At 56.9% G+C, this 16,723-nt stretch carries 11 protein-coding genes; 3 read left to right on the top strand and 8 right to left on the bottom strand.

Annotated elements, in window-relative coordinates; genetic code table 11:
* Positions 1-266 precede the first annotated feature (266 nt).
* The 3 genes from choV to RHM65_RS03560 all read right to left on the bottom strand — a co-directional run bounded on the left by choV (position 267) and on the right by RHM65_RS03560 (position 3,302).
* Positions 267-1,445: a choline ABC transporter ATP-binding protein gene (choV, locus tag RHM65_RS03570; protein ID WP_322167310.1), complete on the bottom strand. Its 1,179-nt coding sequence runs from the start codon at positions 1,443-1,445 to the stop codon at positions 267-269.
* A complete protein-coding gene (gene choW, locus RHM65_RS03565) occupies positions 1,442-2,287 on the bottom strand; it encodes a choline ABC transporter permease subunit (protein WP_322167312.1) in 846 nt (281 codons plus the stop codon). Before choW ends, choV begins: the two co-directional genes overlap by 4 nt.
* A gap of 67 nt (positions 2,288-2,354) precedes the next feature.
* A complete protein-coding gene (locus tag RHM65_RS03560) occupies positions 2,355-3,302 on the bottom strand; it encodes a choline ABC transporter substrate-binding protein (protein ID WP_322167313.1) in 948 nt (315 codons plus the stop codon).
* A gap of 486 nt (positions 3,303-3,788) precedes the next feature.
* Between RHM65_RS03560 and RHM65_RS03555 the strand changes: the two genes are divergently transcribed.
* Complete coding sequence (locus tag RHM65_RS03555) at positions 3,789-5,165, top strand: L-serine ammonia-lyase (protein WP_322184249.1); 1,377 nt, start codon at positions 3,789-3,791, stop codon at positions 5,163-5,165.
* A 476-nt stretch (positions 5,166-5,641) separates the two neighbouring features.
* Positions 5,642-6,751, top strand: coding sequence for a GlxA family transcriptional regulator (locus RHM65_RS03550; RefSeq protein WP_322167315.1), 1,110 nt, complete (start codon positions 5,642-5,644; stop codon positions 6,749-6,751).
* 109 nt (positions 6,752-6,860) lie between these two features.
* Here the strand turns inward: RHM65_RS03550 and RHM65_RS03545 are convergent, their stop codons facing one another.
* Positions 6,861-7,121 carry a hypothetical protein gene (locus RHM65_RS03545; RefSeq protein ID WP_322167316.1) on the bottom strand — a complete coding sequence of 87 codons (261 nt, stop codon included), beginning with the start codon at positions 7,119-7,121 and terminating at the stop codon, positions 6,861-6,863.
* Positions 7,122-7,301: 180 nt separating this feature from the next.
* Between RHM65_RS03545 and RHM65_RS03540 the strand changes: the two genes are divergently transcribed.
* Positions 7,302-8,138, top strand: a complete 837-nt coding sequence (locus tag RHM65_RS03540; protein WP_322167317.1) for a 23S rRNA (adenine(2030)-N(6))-methyltransferase RlmJ — start codon at positions 7,302-7,304, stop codon at positions 8,136-8,138.
* Between the two features lie 118 nt (positions 8,139-8,256).
* Here RHM65_RS03540 and msrA read toward each other — a convergent pair whose 3' ends face one another.
* The 4 genes from msrA to aceE all read right to left on the bottom strand — a co-directional run bounded on the left by msrA (position 8,257) and on the right by aceE (position 16,520).
* Positions 8,257-8,904, bottom strand: a complete 648-nt coding sequence (gene msrA, locus RHM65_RS03535; protein WP_322167318.1) for a peptide-methionine (S)-S-oxide reductase MsrA — start codon at positions 8,902-8,904, stop codon at positions 8,257-8,259.
* A 163-nt stretch (positions 8,905-9,067) separates the two neighbouring features.
* The gene (locus RHM65_RS03530) at positions 9,068-11,776 is read right to left on the bottom strand and encodes a putative bifunctional diguanylate cyclase/phosphodiesterase (RefSeq protein WP_322167320.1); all 2,709 of its coding nucleotides are present in this window, start codon (positions 11,774-11,776) and stop codon (positions 9,068-9,070) included.
* 295 nt (positions 11,777-12,071) lie between these two features.
* A complete protein-coding gene (gene aceF / locus RHM65_RS03525) occupies positions 12,072-13,721 on the bottom strand; it encodes a dihydrolipoyllysine-residue acetyltransferase (RefSeq protein ID WP_322167321.1) in 1,650 nt (549 codons plus the stop codon).
* A gap of 153 nt (positions 13,722-13,874) precedes the next feature.
* Positions 13,875-16,520 carry a pyruvate dehydrogenase (acetyl-transferring), homodimeric type gene (gene aceE / locus RHM65_RS03520; protein ID WP_322167322.1) on the bottom strand — a complete coding sequence of 882 codons (2,646 nt, stop codon included), beginning with the start codon at positions 16,518-16,520 and terminating at the stop codon, positions 13,875-13,877.
* Between the last annotated feature and the right edge of the window lie 203 nt (positions 16,521-16,723).

Below are 16,723 nucleotides of genomic sequence, written 5' to 3'. Positions count from 1 at the left end.
GTCTCCTCTGAATCGTCGAAGGGTCATGAAGTGATCATTTCGGCGATGGTCAGTCTATTTAGTTTTAATTGAACGTTCAATCAATAAAAACCAATGGGCGGATATTTGAGCTGCTTTTGCGGGGCTAAATAAGGGGGGAGGTGGGCGCAAACACTCCGGTAAACGCTGGAACTGTCTGTGGGAGCAGGCTTGCCTGCGAAGGGTCACGCGGTAGTTGTGATGCACCGCTTCATTCGCAGGCAAGCCTGCTCCCACAGAATGGTGTTTCAGCCTAGGTTTTTACCTAGCAACGCGTGGTACAGCTCGGTGTCGCCGAGAATACCCACCACTTTGTTGCCTTCTTGCAAGACCAGTTTGTTGCCGGTCTGGTAGCGGATTTGCAGCGCATCGCGCATGCCGATGTCGGAATGCACCAGCGTCGGAAGGCGGCCCAGGGTTTCCACCGCTTGTCCCGGTGCCCAGTTTTGCAGGTCGAAATTGGCTGCGCCCTGACGAGCACTCGTGACGGTATTGCCTTCGCCCAGACCAATCCACGAATCGCCGCCCGGATCGAGGCACACTTCACCGTTGACGCGGGTGCAGTTGTCCAGCGTGCGCATCAGGCTGCGTCCGCACAACACGTTGAGCGGGTTGGTGTGTGCTACGAAGGTCCGCACGTAATCATCGGCCGGGTTGAGGACGATTTCTTCAGGCTTGCTGTACTGAATGATCCGACCGTCTTTCATGATCGCAATACGGCTGCCAAGCTTGAGTGCTTCATCAAGGTCGTGGCTAACGAACACGATGGTTTTGTTCAGTTTGCGTTGCAACTCCAGCAGTTCGTCTTGCAGGCCTTGGCGGATCAGCGGGTCGAGGGCCGAAAACGGTTCGTCCATCAACAGAATGTCGGCGTCCATTGCCAGCGCACGTGCCAAGCCTACACGCTGTTGCATGCCGCCAGACAGCTCGTCGGGTTTCTTGTTGCGCCATTGGGCCAAGCCCACTAGCTCAAGTTTTTCATCCACCAACTTGCGCCGCTCTTCAGGCGGACGGTGCTGCATTTCGAGGCCGAAGCTGATGTTCTCGCGAACGGTCAGCCAAGGCATCAAGGCGAACTTTTGGAAAACCATGGCAATACGCTTGGTGCGCATCAACTTCAATTCGGCCGGTGTGCACGAAGCGATATTGATTTGCGCGCCTTCGTGCTCAACAAACAGCTTGCCGCGGCTGACGGTGTTCAAGCCGTTGATGCAACGCAACAGGCTGGATTTGCCGGAGCCGGAAAGGCCCATCAAGACGCAGATTTCGCCTTTTTCGATGTCTAGGCTAGCGTTTTCAACGCCGATGATCTGCCCTGTCTGTTTCAGGATCTGGTCGCGTTTCTGGCCCTTGTCGAGGAGTTTAAGCGCTTCGCGTGGGTCTTTGGCGAAGACAACGTCTACGTTCTCAAAGCGGATTATGCTCATGCGTCACCCCCTATTTTGGCGTCAGGTTGTTTGCAGATACGGTCGAGCATGATCGCCAACAATACGATTGCCAGACCCGCTTCGAAGCCCAAGGCGATGTCTGCTGTGTTCAGTGCGTTGACCACGGGTTTGCCTAGACCGTCCGCGCCCACCAGCGCCGCGATGACCACCATCGACAATGACAACATGATGCATTGGGTAATGCCCGCCGCGATGCTCGGCATGGCGTGGGGTAATTCGATACGCGAAAGCAGTTGGCGACGGGAACAGCCGAAGGCTTTGCCTGCGTCCAGCAACTCTTGCGGTACGTCGCGAATACCCAGGTAAGTCAGACGGATCGGCGCGGCAATCGCGAACACCACTGTCGAGATCAGGCCAGGTACTACGCCCAGACCGAACAGGGTCAGGGTAGGAATGAGGTAGACGAACGTCGGTACGGTTTGCATCAGGTCGAGGACCGGGCGCATGAGGGTATAAAACATCGGTTTGTGTGCAGCGACGATGCCTAATGGCACCCCGATGATGACGCAGACAAAGGTCGCGAACAGCACCTGTGCCAGGGTCTCCATGGTTTCTTGCCAATAGCCCAGGTTCAGGATCAGCAGGAAGGAAAGGATCACGAAAACGGTCAGGCCCCATTTGCGCTGAATGTAATGCGCGAGCAGCGCGATCAAGCCAATCAATGCCAGCGGATTGAACCACGTCAGTGCGAACGTCACCCCGTGGATCAATGATTCCAAGGTCGAGGAAATGAGGTCGAAATAGTTGGCGCCGTGTTTCGTCAGCCATTCAACAAAGGCGGCGATGTATTGACCCAGAGGGATTTTGTGATCAGTCAGCATGGTATTGAATGTCCGCATGCGGGGAAATAATTACAACAGCAGACGGGCGAACCCGTCTGCACACGAGTTACTTGGCCAGCTTGGCTTTAACGGCCTCCAGGCCTGGTTTACCGTCTACGGTGGTTACGCCCGCCAACCAGGTATCAAGTACGGCTGGATTTTTCTTGAGCCAAGCGGTCGCCGCTGCATCCGGCTTCATCTTGTCGTCCAAGACGTTGCCCATCAGCGTGCTTTCCATGTTCAACGTGAACTTCAGGTTTTTCAGCAACTGACCGACGTTGCTGCATTCCTGCGTGTAGCCCTTGCGGGTGTTGGTGTAGATGGTTGCCTGGCCGAAGTTCGGGCCGAAATAGTCGTCACCGCCAGTCAGGTACTTCATTTTGAAGCGGGTGTTCATTGGGTGCGGTTCCCAACCCAGGAACACCACGGCGGTGTTGCGGCGCTGGGCGCGATCCACTTGCGACAGCATGCCGGCTTCGCTGGATTCGACCACCTTGAAGCCGGCGTCTTTCAGGCCGAAAGCGTTCTTGTCGATCATGCTCTGGATCAGGCGGTTACCGTCGTTACCCGGTTCGATGCCGTAAATCTTGCCGTCGAGTTCTTTCTTGAATTTGGCGATGTCGGCGAAGTCATGCAGGCCCTTGTCGTACAGCTCCTGAGGAACGGCCAAGGTGTATTTGGCATTTTCCAGGTTGGCGCGAACGGTATCTACAGTGCCCGCGTCGCGGTAGGCCTTGATGTCGTTCTCCATCGTTGGCATCCAGTTACCAAGGAACACGTCCATGTTTTTGCCGTCGGCCAGCGACTTGTAGGTCACTGGTACGGAAATCATCGTGGTCTTGGTTTTGTAGCCTAGAGCGTCGAGGATCACACTGGTGGTCGCGGTGGTGACGGTGATGTCCGTCCAGCCGACATCTGAAAAGTTGACGGTGTCGCACTGGGCGGGTTCTGCAGCTTGCGCCAACAGGGGAAGACTCAGTGCAGCGGCCAACAGCAACGTTTGAGAACCTTTCATCGATGCACTCCTGGGTATTTTCTTCTCGTCATCAGCCTGTAACGACTGACGCTGTTCATGTGGTTTAGCGTGTTACAGCTGAATGGCGAGGCGTTTACGCAACAGCTCTACCACTGCGCCTGGCAATCGAGTCGAGACTGATCATGTAACAGTGAAAAACAAACGCCTACAGGGGTAGTCGTATCCAGTACATAGGGGGTCGTATCCAGTGTCGGCAAGGTCGCTTACAGCTTTATTAGCGGGCGCAAAGACACTTTTCAAGCGTCATCGCGGTACCCGAGTCGCCAAAGTAGCCGCAAAACCTGTTGTGTGGGGGCTCCCGATCAATACGACGTTGGTGGGCATGGGTGAGTCGGTGTCAGACGTCGTGCGTCTGGGCAAAAGCCCGATGATGCGCCCATCTCGGCGGATAGCAGCTTCAGCGTAGCAGCTCCGTCACCGGGCGCTTTGGGCGTCGGGGGTCTCGACTACAGAGGGTTTGCGGTAATGGCTATCAGCGTGTTCGACCTGTTCAAGATCGGTATCGGCCCCTCCAGCTCTCACACCGTAGGGCCTATGCGTGCCGCCGCACTGTTCAACCAAGGGCTGCGCGAACGCGGCGAGTTGGACCAAGTGCGCCGCATTGAAGTTCGCTTTTACGGCTCGCTGTCCGCCACCGGTATCGGCCACGGCAGCGACAACGCCGTGATCATGGGCCTGATGAACCAATGGCCAGACTCGATTGACCCGTCGCAGATTGGCGTGAGCATCGAGACGCTGAAAGAAACCGAAACGCTGTTGCTCGATGGCTACCTGCCCATCCCGTTTCAGTGGCAGCGCGACATGCTGCTCATCGATGAAAACCTGCCGTTCCACCCCAACGCCATGACCTTGATAGCCGAGGGCGAGAACGGCGAAGTGCATCGCGATACGTACTACTCGGTCGGTGGAGGTTTCGTTGTCGATGAAGCCCAGGCCGCCAGCGGCGTGTTGGACATGGATCGCACCGTATTGCCTTACGACTTCTCCAGCGCGGACGAGCTGCTTCGACTCTGCAATCAACACGGCTTACGTGTGTCGCAACTGATGATGGCCAACGAAAGGGTCTGGCGCAGCGAAGAAGAAATCCGCAGCAGCCTGATGCGTTTGTGGAGCGCCATGCAGGACTGTGTTGAGCAGGGCCTCAAGCACGAAGGTATTTTGCCCGGCGGTTTGAACGTCCGGCGCCGAGCGGCGCGTTTGCACCGCAGTTTGTTAGAACTGGGTAAACCCAACGTGATCGGCTCGACACTCAGCGCCATGGAATGGGTGAACCTGTTTGCGTTGGCGGTCAACGAAGAGAACGCCGCGGGTGGGCGAATGGTGACGGCACCGACCAATGGCGCCGCGGGAATTATCCCGGCAGTGCTGCATTACTTCGTCAAGTTCAGTGAAGAAGTCAGCGAAGCGAACGTGGTCGATTACCTGCTGGCGGCGGCCGCGATTGGCATTCTGTGCAAGAAAAACGCTTCGATTTCCGGTGCAGAAGTGGGTTGTCAGGGCGAAGTGGGTTCGGCCTGCGCCATGGCTGCGGCGGGGCTGGCGGATATATTGGGCGCGACGCCGGAGCAGCTGTGCAACGCGGCGGAAATCGGCCTTGAGCACAACCTGGGCCTGACGTGCGACCCCGTAGGCGGTCTGGTTCAAGTGCCGTGCATCGAACGCAATGCGATTGCGGCGGTAAAAGCGATCAATGCCGCGCAGATGGCCTTGCGAGGCGACGGTCAGCACTTTATCTCGTTGGACCGGGTGATCCGCACCATGCGTGATACCGGCGCCGATATGCACGATAAATACAAAGAAACCTCGCGCGGAGGGTTGGCGGTAAGTGCGGTCGAGTGTTGAGCCCTCACTGACGCCTTCGCGAATGAATTCGCTCCCACGGTTGATCGCATCCTCTGTGGGAGCGAATTCATTCGCGAATAGAGATTGTTTGATAGCACCGGCTGCCCGGTTATCGATCATTGGCTGACACCAGCGCCACCTTTTGGCGCGCAATACCTCGAACGCTGACCGCTTGGCCGTTCGTGCAGGGCAGTGACACTCCTTTAGTCGGACTCGGAACGCGCTTCACACAAGTGATACCGAACTGCTCAACCTCCCCAAACCCCTGCTGTACCCGGCGTCCGCGGCCTTATAACCCGTTGAGTTGAACCTCCTTATATAGACGCATCACGACGTCGTTTTCAGGTTTTATTGAATGCGCATTCAACTTAGGCATGGCAATTGCGTTGTCATACCTAAAATCCTCCCACGCATGGAGGAGATAACAAGAGCCTCCGCCTGAGGCCATCAACCGCCTAGTGTGAGGAGATACCGCGATGACTTCGTTCAACTCTGGTGCCCAGCCCCAGCCCCAGAACCGCACGCCTCAATCCATCGGCTTTTTGCTGCTGGACAACTTCACGCTGATCTCGCTGGCATCCGCCGTCGAGCCGCTGCGGATGGCTAACCAACTGTCGGGTCGCGAGCTGTATCGCTGGTCCACGTTGAGCGCTGATGGTTCACAAGTGTGGGCCAGTGATGGTTTGCAGATCACCCCCGACGCTTCCATGCATAAGGCCCCTGTCCTCGACACCGTGATTGTCTGCGGTGGCGTTGGTATCCAGCGCACGGTCACCCGCGAACACGTGAGCTGGCTGCAAAGCCAGGCACGCCAATCCCGCCGCCTCGGTGCGGTCTGCACCGGCAGTTGGGCGCTGGCCTGCGCGGGTCTGCTGGACGGTTTTGATTGCAGCGTGCATTGGGAATGCTTGGCGTCGATGCAGGAAGCGTTTCCGCGCGTTTCCATGAGCACCCGCTTGTTCACTCTCGACCGTAATCGCTTTACCAGTTCAGGCGGTACCGCACCGCTGGACATGATGCTTCACTTGATCAGCCGCGATCACGGCCGTGAACTGTCGGCTGCTATTTCTGAGATGTTCGTCTACGAGCGCATTCGCAATGAGCAAGATCACCAACGTGTGCCGCTGAAGCACATGCTCGGCACCAATCAGCCGAAGTTGCAGGAAATCGTCGCGCTGATGGAGGCTAACCTCGAAGAGCCGATTGATCTGGATGAGCTGGCGGTGTACGTCGCGGTGTCCCGCCGTCAGTTGGAGCGCCTGTTCCAGAAATACCTGCACTGCTCGCCGTCGCGTTATTACCTCAAACTGCGCTTGATCCGCGCCCGGCAACTGCTCAAACAAACGCCAATGTCGATCATTGAAGTGGCGTCGGTGTGTGGGTTCGTGTCAACGCCACACTTCTCAAAGTGCTACCGCGAATACTTCGGCATTCCACCCCGCGACGAACGTGTAGGCTCCAATACCGCACAGCAAGTGGCGATGATCCCGATTCCACAATCATTGGTGCTGACACCGTTATCAGGACCGCTATCGGCGCTGAGCCAAGCACGTAATGAATCGACGTTTGCGAGTGTGAGGTTGTAGTTGATGTAACGACAAACTCACACTGTGGGACCGAATTCATTCGGGAAGGCGGTGTGTCAAATACGGCCCGTTCCCGAATGAATTCGGTTCTACAGGTTTGTCAATGCGCTTACCCTCGGCTCTGTTTATAGACCGCCAACGCCGGTAATAACTGCTGATCAATCGCCTGGCGCACGGCCGGTAAAATCATTGCGCTGCCTGTCAGCATTTGCTCGATCATTCGGCGTAATGCCGTGGCGCGGGCCTCTGTTAGGCCGCACACCGCTTGGGCGCACGCTTGTTCAGCGGTGGCGCCAGGGGGCATATCGAAGCCCAATGCCCTGAGTTGGCCGAGCAGGTCTTCTTGGTCAATTAAATCCGCATGCATCATGTGATCTGCTCCTTTATTCGGTATGGGTCGATTCTGGTTCTGCTCTTGCTCGGCGGCAAGGCCCAGTGAGTGCAATGGCCGGTATACCTATAAACAGGTCGTTTTCAGCTGGCTCGTGCCTTTTGCGTTTTTTTGTCTGGGGCAAACTCATGTAAACTTCGCGGCCTTCCAGGAGCCGCCATGAATTACCGCCACGCTTTCCACGCCGGCAACCACGCCGATGTGTTCAAACACTTGACCCTGACTCGCTTGATCGCCCTCATGGCGCGCAAGGAGCAGCCGTTCGCCTATATCGACAGCCACGCCGGGATTGGTCTGTATGACCTCAAGGGCGATCAGGCCACTCGCACCGGTGAATGGCTTGAGGGCGTCGGTCGTTTGTGGGGCGCGTCGGATTTGCCTGCGCTCACGGCAGATTACATGCAGGTGCTGCACGACATGAACCCGGATGGCGAATTACGCTATTACCCCGGTTCCCCGGAAATCGCCCGCCGCCTGACCCGTGAGCGCGAGCGCATTCTGCTAAATGAGAAGCACCCGGAAGATGGTCGGTTGCTCAAAGAGAACATGCGCGGTGATCGGCGTGTGGCCGTGCACTTGGGCGAAGGCTGGCATGTGCCGCGTGCGCTGCTGCCGGTTGCGGAAAAGCGTGGTTTGCTGCTGATCGATCCACCGTTCGAGCAATTGGACGAGATGAAGCGCTGCGCGGTGGCATTGAAAGAAACCATCGGTCGCATGCGTCAGACCGTGGCAGCGATCTGGTATCCGATCAAGGACACGCGTCTGCTGCGTCGTTTCTATCAGGACTTGGCCGAGACTGGCGCACCCAAGCTGTTGCGGGTTGAGCTGTTCGTGCATCCGCTGAACACGCCGCAGAGTTTGAACGGTTCGGGTCTGGTTATTGCCAACCCGCCGTGGGGGCTGGAGGAAGAGTTGCGCGAATTAATGCCGTGGCTAGCCAAGGCCCTGGGGCAAACCCAGGGTGGCTGGCAGATGGATTGGTTGATTGCGGAGTAGCAGGTAACCAGAAATACTTTGGAGCTTATTCTGGCCGTTTTCGCAGGCAAGCCTGCTCCCACAGGTTTGGTGGGAGTCGGCTTGCCGACGAATGCGGTCTATTGGACGCCGCTGGCTTTCAAGCCGGCAAACAAACCCCAGTCCCACCAAGCCCGCAATAACCGGCCGGGTTCTTGGCCAAATATTGCTGGTGGTAGGCTTCGGCGTAGTAAAACGTCGGGGCTTCTTCGATTTCAGTCGTGATCTGGCCCAGGCCTGCTTTGTCGAGTTCGGCCTGGAACGCAGCCTTGCTGGCCAGCGCCGCTTCCAACTGTGATTCGTTGGTGCAGTAGATGACCGAACGGTATTGCGTGCCGATGTCATTGCCTTGGCGCATGCCTTGGGTTGGGTTGTGGGCTTCCCAGAACACTTTCAACAACGCTTCATAAGTGGTTTGTTCGGTGTCGTAAACCACCAGTACCACTTCGCTGTGGCCGGTCAGGCCGGAGCAGGTTTCTTCGTACGTTGGGTTATGCGTAATGCCGCCCGCGTAACCGACCGAAGTGCTGTAAACGCCAGGTTGCTGCCACAGGCGACGTTCGGCGCCCCAGAAGCAGCCCAGACCAAAGATCGCAAAATCGACACTGCCGGGAAACGGACCCAGTAGTGGGTTGCCGTTGACGAAATGTTTCTCCGGAACGGTCATCGGTGTTTCGCGGCCCGGGAGGGCTTGTTCAGCGGTAGGCAATACGTTTTTGTTCACGAGTATCTCCGAGCGCAAAGCCATGATTCATGTCCTCTAGTCAGCGGGAGGTTACAGAATGGGGATGGTCGATGGGGTCATAAAGAGGTGATAGAAGAAAGACCGACAGTTTGCCCGACTGTTCAGCTGTGAGGGAAGGGGGCAAGGAGGGATCAGGACGAACGTAGTATTCAGCGCGACAGCGGTATCAGCAGGTCAAGGGATCAGCCAGCGGGCCGCGTGGGTAACGTCGGAGTTTGTCGATCAGGTCGCTGCCTGGAATAGGGCGGTCGAACAGATAGCCTTGGCCGACGTCGCAACGGTGTCGGCGCAGGAACGCCAGTTGTTCGACAGTTTCGATCCCTTCGGCCACTACTTTAAGTTTAAGGTTGTGCGCCATGGCGATCACCGCTGAGGTGATTTCCATATCATCCTGGTTGTCCGGAATGTCGCGAATGAAGCTGCGATCAATCTTGATCACATCAATCGGGAATTTTTTCAAATAGCTGAGGGATGAATAGCCAGTACCAAAATCGTCCATGGCCAGGGTCAGCCCGAGCTGTTTAAAGAAATCGAGTTGTTGGCGAGTGTCGTCGGTCGCTTCCAGCAGCAGCCCTTCAGTCAGTTCAAGCTCCAGCATGGTTGCAGGCAGGCGCTCTTCTTTGAGGATGTTGGCAATCGACGTCACCAGGTCGGGATCAGAAAACTGTTTGGGTGAGACGTTGATCGCGACGTGCAGGTGATTCAGCCCGGCAGCGGTCAGTTCTTTGCTCATGCGACACGCCTGACGCGCGACCCATTTCCCGATGGGGATAATCAGTCCGGTTTCCTCGGCCACGCTAATGAACTGATCTGGACGGATCATGCCTTTTTCCGGGTGATTCCAGCGCAGCAGTGCTTCCATCCCCAGTAGACGCCCACTGCGCAGGCACAGCTTGGGTTGGTAAAACACTTCCAGTTCATTCTGAGTCAGTGCACGACGCAGATTGTTTTCGACGAACAGCTTGTAGCTGGCCTCGGCATTCAGCGCTTCGGTGAAGACCTGCACCTGATGCTTGCCGTTGGCTTTGGCTTTGTGCAGCGCCAGGCCGGCATTCTTCATCAGTGTTTGCGGGTCGCCGCCGTGAATGGGTGCACAGGCGAGGCCCACGGAGCCGGTGACACTGATCAATTGGTTGTCGACGAACATAGGCTTGTCGAGGGTTTTGAGCACCTGAGCGGCGATCTGCATGCCGGCTTCGACATCAGTGTCGTCCAGTAGCACCGCGAATTCATTACTGGCAAAGCGCGCAAGGCTGCCGCTGGGGCTCAGGCTGTTGCGCAGACGCCGGGCAAGGCTGATCAGCAGTTTATCACCGGTCTGGTGGCCGAGACTGTCGTTGATGCGCTTGAAGTTGTCGATGTCCACCAGCAATAGGCTGATCGGTGTGTCGCTGTCCCGTGCAAACCGTTCATCAAGGTTGCGGATAAACGCCGGCCGGTTACCCAGACTGGTGAGGTTGTCGGTGTACGCCAGGCGCTCGATGCGCTGTTGTGCCGCCTTGGTCTGGGTGATGTCTTCGTAGATGCCGATGTAGTGGGTCAACTCGCGGTCGTCACCATACACCTTGGAAATCGACAGTTGGCCCCAGTAAGGTTCGAGGTTTTTGCGACGGCTTTTGAATTCGCCCTGCCAACTATTGCTTGTGTCGAGGCTTGAATTGGCGTCGATCAGCAGTTCGTTGAGGTTTTCCAGCGCTGGCAGTTCGGAGAGCCGATGGCCGTGCACTTCTTCAGTGGTGTACTGAGTGATCGCGGTGAAGCTGGGGTTGACGTACTCGACCACGCCGTTGCAGTTGACCAGCAGAAACGCGTTGGCGCTTTGCTCCACGGCACGCTGGAACAGGTGCAGGGCGCTGGTGGCGGCGCGACGGTTATGATTGTTGATGACTTGGGCGAACTGGTCGGCCAGTTCGCCAGAAAAGGCAATTTCATCAGACTGCCACGGGCGTGAAATGCCGATCTGCTCAAGGCACAGCACGCCAACCACCAAGCCGTCGATGCGGATGCTGGCGTCGAGTATTGCATTGATGTCTTTGGGTCTTAATTTTTCGGCTAATTCGCTGGTACGCGGATCGTGCATGACATCGTTGGCATCGATGGCGCGGCTGGTGTGCAGCGCTTCGAGGTAGTTCGGGAAGTTAGTAAGGTCAATGCCTTTGGGCTGTATGAATTCACTGGTGTCACGGTGGAACGCAGCTATGGGTTCCAGATGACTGCCGCTGAGATCCCAAATGCTGGCGCTGGAGATGTCATATATTTCGCAGGCGCTTTGGGTGATCAACTTGGCCGCTTCTTGCACCGAATCATGTGTGCTGTAACGATGACGGGCCAAACGCAAAATCAGGCTTTGCTGGGCACGAACTCGCTCCAGGTGCTGCAACTGATCTTGCTGAGCGCGCTGGTTGAGTTCGAGGGCGACGTGCAGCCGGTCGTTTTGGGTGTCCAGATCGGTGGCGTTAGACGGGTCGTTGTCTGCGAACAGTCCCTCGACCACCATCAAATAACCGCGAAGCAAGTCGCGGTTGTGTTGTCGATAACCTTCGCCCACTTCCAGCAGGCTGATAGCGCCTTTAGCGCAATGCAGTGTGTAGCGGATCTGATAGAACGGGCTGTCGGCCAATTGTAGCTGCACGGAGTCGTGCATTTGATAGCGCGCTTCTGGCTCCATCAGGCTGGCATACGGCGAGCCAATCAGCGCACACAGGTCTACTGCCGGTACGCCGAACTGTTTTTCGCAATTGGGATCAAGGTACAACAGCGCCCAGCTCGCTTCATTCAGCCGTTCGAAACGCAGCATGCCGAGCCGCGAGGGCACCGGCAATTGCGTTACTACCTCGACCGCAGTTCGACCGGCGGCATCGGGCTGGCTTTTCATCAAGAACTCGCTTTCAGAATGCTGATCGCGCACGGGCTCAAGCCCTCTGTTATGTCGCGTGCCGCAAGGTTGCATCATGCAGCTCTGGCTGACAAGTGAGCGCGGTGGCTTAGTGCTATAAATCTATCGGTTTAGTGCGTTCTTTTAGGCAAAAAAAGCCCCGCCAAGTTGGCGGGGTTGAGGTACGAGCGTGGCAGCTCGGAAAATCGGTTTCTGTAGTAGCCGCCTTGTTGGCGAAAGCTTGGCGCGGTCTTTCTGACAATACGCCTCGCCAACAAGTTGGCTCCTACAGTTTTTACAGCAGCATCGTGCGAATGTCCGCCAGCAGCTCGCCCAAACGCTTGGTGAAGCGAGCGGCAGCGGCGCCGTTGATGACGCGGTGATCGTAGGACAATGACAACGGCAGCATCAGTTTTGGCTGGAAGGCTTTGCCATCCCAGACTGGCTGGATGGTGGCCTTGGACACGCCAAGGATTGCCACTTCCGGCGCGTTGACGATTGGCGTAAAGCCAGTGCCACCAATGTGCCCGAGGCTGGAAATCGTGAAGCACGCGCCCTGCATGTCGTCGGCAGACAGCTTTTTCGAACGGGCTTTCTCAGCCAGTTCAGCTGCTTCAGCCGCCAGTTGCAGCAAGCTCTTCTGATCAACGTTCTTGATGACCGGGACCAGCAAACCTTCCGGGGTGTCCACGGCGAAGCCGATGTTCACGTATTTCTTGCGGATGATCGCTTTGCCGCTTGGCGCCAACGAACTGTTGAAGTCCGGCAGTTCCTTGAGCAGGAAGGCACTGGCCTTGAGCAGCAGTGGCAATACGGTCAGTTTGACGCCGGCCTTTTCTGCGACAGCTTTTTGCGCGACACGGAAAGCTTCCAGCTCTGTGATGTCAGCCTGATCGAACTGAGTCACGTGTGGAATGTTCAACCAGCTGCGATGCAGGCTGGCGGCGCCAAGTTGCATCAGGCGCGTCATCGGTACTTCTTCGGTTTCGCCATAACGGCTGAAATCGACCACCGGAATCGGCGGAATGCCCGCGCCACCGGTAGCACCGGCGGCCGGTGCAGCTTTGGCCTTTTGCATCATGGCCTGGACGTAAACCTGCACGTCTTCCTTGAGCACGCGACCGTGGGGGCCGGTTGCACCGACAGCGCTCAGCTCGACGCCGAATTCACGGGCCAGTTGGCGTACTGCCGGGCCAGCGTGAGTCTTGGTGCCGTCTTTGGCCGGTGCAGGCGCTTGGGCCGGAGCAGCGGGTGCCGCTTCGGCTTTTACTGCTGGCGCAGGTGCGGCTTCAGCCTTGGCCGGAGCCGCAGCAGGTGCAGCCGCTGGAGCCGGCGCGGCCGGTGCAGCTGCACCGGCCACTTTCAATTTCAGGATCAGGTCACCAGTGCCGACTTCATCGTCCAGCTTGATGATGATGCTTTCCACAACGCCGGCAGCCGGCGAAGGGATTTCCATACTGGCTTTGTCGGATTCGAGGGTGATCAGTGATTGATCCGCCACGATGGTGTCGCCGACCTTGACCATCACTTCAATAATCTTGGCCTTGCCCGACGAACCGATATCAGGAACATGGATGTCCTGAACGGTTTCGCTGGCGGCAGCCGCAGGCGCCGCAGCAACCGGTTCAGCCGCAGCTGGAGCAGGCGCTGCTTTTTCTGGAGCAGCCGCTGCAGCAGGAGCAGCCGCCGCAGGTGCTGGTGCAGAAGCTTCACCTTCTACTTCCAGCTCAAACAGTTCGTCGCCTTCTTTCAGGCGGTCGCCCAGTTTCACTTTCATGCTTTTGATGACACCGGCTTTGGGCGCAGGAATTTCCATGCTTGCCTTGTCCGATTCCAACGTAAGAATGCTCTGTTCGGCTTCGATGCGATCGCCGACCTTGACCATTAACTCAATGACTTCGCCTTCACCGTTGCCGATGTCGGGTACTCGAATTAGCTCACTCACAATGTCTCTCCTTCGGAGAACCTGTTCACTCTCGACTGCACTGTATGGGTTGCGACGAACACAGCGTCGGACGCTCATTTACGTGTGTAAATTCCGCATCCTCAGCTGCTCCGCGCTTCTTGTCAGCGCCCTTTGCGATCTGGAGACAGACTCTTAACAGTCCAGTGGGTTACGTTTTTCAGGGTCGATGCCGAACTTGGCAATGGCTTCAGCCACTACTTTAGGTTCGATATCGCCGCGATCAGCCAAGGCTTCCAGAGCTGCAAGCACCACGAAGTGGCGGTCGACTTCAAAGAAGCTACGCAACTTCTTGCGGCTGTCACTGCGGCCGAAACCGTCAGTTCCCAGGACTTTGTATTCCTTGGTTGGTACCCACTGACGAATCTGGTCAGCGAACAGTTTCATGTAGTCGGTCGATGCGATCACTGGACCCTTACGGCCAGTGAGGCATTCTTCCACGTAGCTCAGGACAGGTTTCTGACCTGGGTGCAGACGGTTGCTGCGTTCTACTGCCAAGCCATCGCGACGCAGTTCGTTGAAGCTGGTAACGCTCCAGACGTCTGCACCGACATTGAACTGCTCGCGCAGAATCTTCGCCGCTTCGCGTACTTCACGCAGGATAGTGCCCGAGCCCATGAGTTGGACGTGGTGTGCTGCTTCCTTGGTGTCTTCTTCAAGCAGATACATGCCCTTGATGATGCCTGCCTCGGAACCCGCCGGCATGGCCGGGTGCGCGTAGGACTCGTTCATCACGGTCAGGTAATAGAAAACGTCCTGCTGCTCTTCGAACATCAGGCGCATGCCTTCACGGATGATCACCGCGAGTTCATAGCCGTAAGTCGGATCGAATGTGCGGCAGTTCGGGATGGTCGAGGCCAGAATGTGGCTGTGACCATCTTCGTGCTGCAGACCTTCGCCGTTGAGCGTGGTGCGACCGGCCGTGCCACCCACCAAGAAGCCACGGGTGCGGCTGTCGCCAGCGGCCCAAGCCAAGTCACCTATCCGTTGGAAACCGAACATCGAATAGAAGATGTAAAACGGAATCATCGGTTGGTTGTGGCTGCTGTACGAGGTACCGGCAGCAATGAAGGAGGACATGGCGCCTGCTTCGTTGATGCCTTCTTCGAGAATCTGACCTTTCTTGTCTTCGCGGTAGAACATCACTTGTTCTTTATCGACTGGCTCGTAGAGCTGGCCGACGGACGAGTAGATGCCCAGCTGACGGAACATGCCTTCCATACCGAAAGTGCGCGCTTCGTCCGGGATGATCGGCACGATGCGTTGGCCGACTTCCTTGTCCTTGACCAATTGCGACAGAATCCGCACGAAGGCCATGGTGGTGGAGATTTCGCGGTCGCCAGTACCGTCAAGCAGTGCTTTGAGGCTTTCCAGCGGTGGCGTCGGCAAGCTGAAACTCTTGGCGCGGCGCTGAGGCACGAAGCCGCCCAGTGCAGTGCGGCGCTCGCTCAAATAACGGGCTTCGGCGCTGTCTGGTTCTGGTTTGAAGAACGGCAGGGTGTCCAGTTGGTCGTCTTTGATAGGAATGTCGAAACGGTCGCGGAAGCTTTTCAAGCTGTCGACATCGACTTTCTTGGTGTTGTGCGCGGTGTTTTTCGCTTCACCGGCGCCAGTGCCATAACCTTTGATGGTCTTGGCCAATACCACGGTCGGTTGACCCTTGTGGTTGACTGCCTGGTGGTAAGCCGCATACATCTTGTACGGGTCGTGCCCACCGCGGTTGAGCTTCCAGATTTCGTCATCGGACAGATCAGCAACCATCGCCTTGAGTTCAGGCGAGTTGAAGAAGTGTTCACGAACGAATGCGCCGTCTTTGGCTTTGTAGTTCTGGTACTCGCCGTCGATGACTTCGTCCATCCGGCGTTGCAGGATGCCGTCGGTATCTTTAGCCAGCAGTGGGTCCCAGAAACGGCCCCAAACAACTTTGGTCACGTTCCATTGAGCGCCACGGAACACGCCTTCGAGTTCCTGGATGATCTTGCCGTTGCCGCGAACCGGACCGTCGAGACGTTGCAGGTTGCAGTTGACGACGAAGATCAGGTTGTCGAGTTTTTCGCGACCGGCCAGGGAGATTGCGCCCAAGGATTCCGGTTCGTCGGTCTCACCATCGCCCAGGAAACACCAGACTTTTTGCTTGCCTTCAGGGATGTAGCCGCGGTGTTCCAGGTACTTCATGAAGCGTGCCTGGTAGATCGCCTGGATCGGGCCAAGGCCCATGGACACAGTCGGGAACTGCCAGAAATCTTTCATCAGCCACGGGTGTGGGTAGGACGACAGGCCTTTGCCATCAACTTCCTGACGGAAATTGTTCATCTGGTCTTCGGTGATCCGGCCTTCCATGAATGCACGGGCGTAAACGCCTGGTGATGCGTGACCCTGGAAGTAGATCAGGTCGCCGCCGTGTTCATCGGTCGGAGCCTGGAAGAAGTAGTTGAAGCCTATGTCATACAGCGTCGCGCTGGAGGCGAAGCTGGAAATGTGACCGCCCAGGTCGGGGTCGTTCATGTTGGTTTTGACCACCATGGCCAGTGCGTTCCATCGCACCAACGAGCGAATGCGGCGTTCCATGAACAGGTCGCCAGGCATGCGTGCTTCGTGGGTAACGGGAATCGTATTACGATACGGCGTCGTGATGGCGTACGGCAGCTGGGAGCCACTTCTGGTGGCCAGCTCGCCCATACGGGTCATCAAATAATGAGCGCGGTCTTCGCCTTCTTTGTCGAGAACCGATTCCAGGGCGTCCAGCCATTCCTGGGTTTCGACGGGATCGAGGTCTTGCATGGCTTGCTCCAGGGCGGAAAGGCTTCCAGAATCGGTTGCCTGAGTTTGCGACTGGCCTTGTGGGCAGACGACATAAAATTTTTGGATGACCGGAGGTTGTACCGGCGTTGTGTAGTTTTACTACAAATCGTCAGCCATTTCAGCCTTTCGACTTAGCCTCCTAGTAGTAAAACTACAGAAGAGCGTGAGTCCGGCTCCTGTTG

The sequence above is a fragment of the Pseudomonas sp. CCI4.2 genome, assembly GCF_034350045.1.
In the GTDB taxonomy this organism is placed as follows: Bacteria; Pseudomonadota; Gammaproteobacteria; order Pseudomonadales; family Pseudomonadaceae; genus Aquipseudomonas.
This window is presented reverse-complemented; position numbering and strand designations above follow the sequence as displayed.

Bases quoted from the DNA above. Each gene is read 5' to 3' on its own strand.
- choV (WP_322167310.1), bottom strand. From the start codon at position 1,445: ATGAGCATAATCCGCTTTGAGAACGTAGACGTTGTCTTCGCCAAAGAC.
- choW (WP_322167312.1), bottom strand. From the start codon at position 2,287: ATGCTGACTGATCACAAAATCCCTCTGGGTCAATACATCGCCGCCTTT.
- RHM65_RS03560 (WP_322167313.1), bottom strand. From the start codon at position 3,302: ATGAAAGGTTCTCAAACGTTGCTGTTGGCCGCTGCACTGAGTCTTCCC.
- RHM65_RS03555 (WP_322184249.1), top strand. From the start codon at position 3,789: ATGGCTATCAGCGTGTTCGACCTGTTCAAGATCGGTATCGGCCCCTCC.
- RHM65_RS03550 (WP_322167315.1), top strand. From the start codon at position 5,642: ATGACTTCGTTCAACTCTGGTGCCCAGCCCCAGCCCCAGAACCGCACG.
- RHM65_RS03545 (WP_322167316.1), bottom strand. From the start codon at position 7,121: ATGATGCATGCGGATTTAATTGACCAAGAAGACCTGCTCGGCCAACTC.
- RHM65_RS03540 (WP_322167317.1), top strand. From the start codon at position 7,302: ATGAATTACCGCCACGCTTTCCACGCCGGCAACCACGCCGATGTGTTC.
- msrA (WP_322167318.1), bottom strand. From the start codon at position 8,904: ATGGCTTTGCGCTCGGAGATACTCGTGAACAAAAACGTATTGCCTACC.
- RHM65_RS03530 (WP_322167320.1), bottom strand. From the start codon at position 11,776: ATGAAAAGCCAGCCCGATGCCGCCGGTCGAACTGCGGTCGAGGTAGTA.
- aceE (WP_322167322.1), bottom strand. From the start codon at position 16,520: ATGCAAGACCTCGATCCCGTCGAAACCCAGGAATGGCTGGACGCCCTG.